Below are 3260 nucleotides of genomic sequence, written 5' to 3' on the forward strand. Positions count from 1 at the left end.
AAATGTACTAAAATGCGTTGAAAATATATAAGTAAATATATTAAAAAATATAAAAAAGTCATATTGAAAAATATAAATAAATGATCTTAAGAAATCGTTTAAATGACTAAAAATCATATAGAATAATAGAGAGAAAACCAATGGAAATTGGTAAAAATGTTAAATGTTAAAAGATAGAAGGAGACCTCGGTAATGCACTGTGGTCTCCTTTACGTTGAATCTATGAGGTATATTTAGGCGTATGTATGCAAAAAAATACATAGCATAATTTGTATTTCCACTTGAAAGGTCATTGGAAGTGTGCTAATATTGCTAATAAGTGATTTACAACTTAATAACCTTATCCAGAGTGGCTGAGAGAACAGGCTCAATGACGCCCAGCAACCTGCATCCCATTCGATGCGTGGTGCCAATTCCTGCATTTCTTTATTGAAGTGAGAGATAAGAAGAGACTTATGATCTTTATCGCCTTCGTTTAGAATGCGATTTTTTTTATTATAATCCTAAGAAAGGAGGTTTTTCATGAATATTATCGTTCAAAAATATGGTGGGACTTCAATGGCGGATGCCAAATGTGTTAAAAATGTAGCAAATAAGGTGGTCAGAGCGAAACAGAATGGCAATAAAGTCGTTGTGGTTGTATCAGCTCCAGCTGGAATGACGGATGAACTCGTAAAGAGAGCCAAAGAAGTAACAGAAAAGCCTTCAGGGAGAGAGCTGGATATGATTCTTGCCACTGGTGAGCAAATCTCGATTTCTCTTTTGGCAATGGCAATAAAAGATTTGGGTGAGGAAGCCATCTCTTTTACAAGCACACAAGTTGGCATCTTCACAGATGGTAATCACAATAAAGCAAAGATTGAAACCATAGAAACAACTAAAATCATGGAAGCCCTTGATGCTAACAAGGTCGTTATCATCGCAGGCTTCCAAGGTGTTACCAGAGATTTTGAAATAACGACACTTGGCAGGGGTGGATCAGATACATCAGCAGTTGCCATTGGCGTGGCATTAAAGGCTAGTGAGATAGAAATTTACACAGATGTAGATGGGGTTTATACTGCAGATCCAAGGATTGTACCAAATGCACACAAAATACCTAAGATATCATTTGAAGAAATGCTTGAGATGGCCGGGTCAGGTGCAAAGGTACTTCATTTAAGAAGTGTTGAGCTCGCTGCTAAAAACCATTTGCCGATTCATTTGAGGTCGTCGTTTACGGATACAATAGGCACTTATGTAACAGAGGAGGATGAAGATATGGAAGACGTATTGGTAAGAGGCGTTGCTCATACCACAAATAATGCTAAAATTACACTCGCAAATGTTCCGCATACATCTCAAAACATTGCATATATCTTTGAAGAGATTGCTAAGCACAATATAAATGTAGATGTTATTACTCAGAATTATGTGGACAAGGATAAATTGACCATTTCTTATACTGTGGCAGAGGAAGACTTTGACGCTGCATTAAAGCTTGCTAAACAACTAGGTTCAAGTGTAAAGGCGCAATCTGTTTTTGGTTCAAAGGATATAGCAAAGGTTTGTATTATTGGCGTTGGTATGAAATCCGCTGCAGGCGTTGCCTCAAGAGTGTTTAGATGTCTTGCTGAGGAGAACGTTGAGATTGATATGGTTTCCACATCAGATATCAATATCTCTTGCATTATCAGAGAGAGCGATTATCAGAAAGCAGTTATTGCAATACACAACGAGTTTGAACTTTAAATTTAAGTCAAACACAGGATGAGTTGTTCTAAAAAAAAGACACTTTATTTTTAAATAAAGGTGTTGTAACCATAGGTTATATGTGCTAAAATCATAAAAACTAAATATTGAAGGCAGAAATATCATAAATGTATGCCTTATACAAAACTGAATATCCTTGAATTTATCAAGAGTGGCTGAGAGACTGGCTCAATGACGCCCGGCAACCTACATCCCATTTGATGTGTGGTGCTAATTCCTGCATTTCGTAAGAAATGAAAGATAAAAGCAGTACTTGTTGTACCTAAATGTCGTTCATTTCTTAAATGAAGGACATTTTTTTATAACAAAATTTGAGTATAAAAAGGATGGAACGAAGCATGGCAAAAACTTATGATCAAATTAATGAAAAAATCAGAAAAGGTGAAGCTGTTGTTGTCACCGCAGAAGAAGTAATCGACATTATTAAGGAAAGAGGGACAGAGGCAGCGGCAGAATATGTGGATGTTGTGACAACCGCGACATTTGGTCCAATGTGTTCAAGTGGTGCATTTTTAAATTTTGGTCATGCTTCTCCGCCAATTAGAATGCAAAAGACATTTTTAAATCAAGTGGAAGGCTATTCTGGCGTTGCTGCTGTAGATACTTATATTGGTGCAACGGAATGGTCTAAGGATAAAGGCATAGAATACGGTGGCGCTCATGTTATTTGTGATTTGATCGCAGGAAAGAGCATTGAACTTGAGGCGTATTCAAACGGCACAGATTGCTATCCGAGAAAAGACGTTAAAACCCAAATTAAACTTGAAGATTTGAATGAAGCTTATTTATTCAATCCGAGAAATGCATACCAAAATTACAATGCGGCGACAAACTCAGGTGATAGAACCGTTAAAACCTACATGGGTGTCTTAAAACCAGACTTTGGCAACGTCACTTATTGTACATCTGGCGAGCTTAGCCCACTTTTAAATGATCCTACTTATAGAACCATAGGAATCGGTACACGTATTTTCCTAGCAGGTGCTCAAGGTTATGTTTCCTGGAGAGGGACCCAGTTCAACTCAAGTGCTGACCGAGATGAAAATGGTGTTCCAACAAGACCATCTGGAACGCTTGCTGTAATAGGTGATTTAAAAGCCATGGACACGAGGTTCATCAGTCCGGGAGTCTTTGAAGGGTACGGGGTTTCCTTGTTCCTGGGTATAGGAATACCGATTCCAATCTTAGATGAAGACATGATTAAAGCAGTGGGCGTCACCAATAAGGAAATTCAGACCAATGTGGTGGATTATGGTCAAAGTGATGGGACCAAGCCAGTGGTCAGAACCGTTAACTATGAAGAACTTCGCAGTGGGTCAATCGAAATTGATGGGAAAATCGTTAAGACGGCCCCAATTACATCCTTAAAAAAATCTAGAGAAATTGCAGAATTGCTTAAGACACAAATTCAAGAGGGTTCGTTTTTATTACAAAAACCCGTAGAGATGTTTCCGCTTGACAGTAGGGTTAAAGGCTTGAAGGTTTAAAGGGTCAAAGATTCAAAGCGT

Annotated in this window: 2 protein-coding genes and 2 riboswitches; both genes read left to right on the forward strand. The window is 38.0% G+C overall.

Translation table 11 applies throughout. The features are described from left to right. The first annotated feature begins 337 nt into the window (after window positions 1-337). Window positions 338-448, forward strand: a riboswitch (SAM riboswitch). Window positions 449-522: 74 nt separating this feature from the next. Continuing rightward, entirely contained in the window at window positions 523-1731 is a 1209-nt protein-coding gene (locus tag AC220I_RS20375; RefSeq protein ID WP_486725702.1) for an aspartate kinase, read from the forward strand. Window positions 1732-1891: 160 nt separating this feature from the next. Then, a riboswitch (SAM riboswitch) is annotated at window positions 1892-1999 on the forward strand. A 91-nt stretch (window positions 2000-2090) separates the two neighbouring features. Continuing rightward, on the forward strand, window positions 2091-3239 hold the full coding sequence (locus AC220I_RS20380; protein ID WP_486725703.1) for a homocysteine biosynthesis protein: 1149 nt from the start codon (window positions 2091-2093) through the stop codon (window positions 3237-3239). Window positions 3240-3260 lie beyond the last annotated feature (21 nt).

Source organism: Fusibacter sp. (genome assembly GCF_057447755.1).

Coding starts and splice junctions, on each gene's coding strand:
- AC220I_RS20375 (WP_486725702.1), top strand. CDS start 523: ATGAATATTATCGTTCAAAAATATGGTGGGACTTCAATGGCGGATGCC.
- AC220I_RS20380 (WP_486725703.1), top strand. CDS start 2,091: ATGGCAAAAACTTATGATCAAATTAATGAAAAAATCAGAAAAGGTGAA.